The 1,107-nt window shown below is 47.7% G+C and carries 1 protein-coding gene; it reads right to left on the bottom strand.

Annotation, left to right across the window (positions count from 1 at the left end):
- Positions 1-1,107 (bottom strand): IS21 family transposase (gene istA, locus A3729_RS13690; protein ID WP_068634001.1); only part of this gene is annotated, 1,107 nt, incomplete at both ends.

Genomic DNA, 1,107 nt, shown 5'->3' with positions numbered 1-1,107 from the left:
TGCGATTGAAGATACGTCTATGTCTTGCTATCTCCTTGCCTTCGGCAACGATAACGATTTCAGCTGCATAAACATGAAGACTCACATGCTGGTTAGCAAAGCTTGCCGGGACACTATAGCGGTTACGCTCGAACGTAATTAAGCATGTAGAAGAGACTCGCTTAGTCTCTTCTACATAGCCATCGAATGGCGCTGGGACAGGCATTAAACATGGCCGTTCTTGTCGCCAGCATTCAGCAACCGTTAGATTGGATTGTTCTGGGTGTTTTTGGCGGTGCCACAGTTCAATACATTGGCGTTCAAGCCAAGCATTAAGTTCTTCGAGAGTCTTGAACTTGGGAGCGGTATGCCATAACTGATGCCGAGCATCTCGCACCTTTTTCTCGACTTGGCCTTTCTCCCAACCTGCAGCTGGATTACAGAACTCAGCTTCAAACAGATAATGACTGACTAGCGTTTGGAATCGGCGATTAACATCGCGCTGTTTACCTGATCGTACCTTATCCACAGCAGTCTTCATGTTGTCGTAGATGCCGCGTTCAGGCACGCCACCAAAGACCCGAAATGCATGATTGTGTGCATCAAACAGCATCTCGTGCGTTTGTTTGTAATAAGCTCGCAGGAAGAAAGCTCGACTATTGCTTAGCTTGAAGTAAGCAACTTGAAGGCAGCACTTCCGACCATTGATCGTGGCGAAATCTTCGCCCCAATCAAACTGGAATGCTTCGCCTGGTGCAAAAGTCAGTGGAACATAGACTCGCTTAGCGGCAGTGCTCTTTGCTTCATGTTGCTCTTGTCGCCACTGCCGTGCAAACGCAGCAACACGATCATAGGAAACGGTGTAACCCAGTTGTACTAAATCCTGGTATAGCTGCTTGACTGACTTACGCTGCTTTCGATGCTTTTTCACCTCACGGTGAAGCCAGCAGGTTAAGGTCTTCTCGTAGTCATCCAGCTTACTCGGCGACTTCCTTGCAGGGTAGCTTGGGTCTAAATTTCTATTATTGAGGTATTTACGAACAGTATTTCGTGACAATCCGGTCTTCCGAGCAATCGATCGAATCGATTGTCCCTCCCGAATATGCCAGCGTCGAATTACGCTTAGTA

It is taken from the genome of Oleiphilus sp. HI0043 (assembly GCF_001634935.1).
Note: the sequence above shows the minus strand (reverse complement) of the source record. Positions and strands in the feature narration are given on the sequence as shown.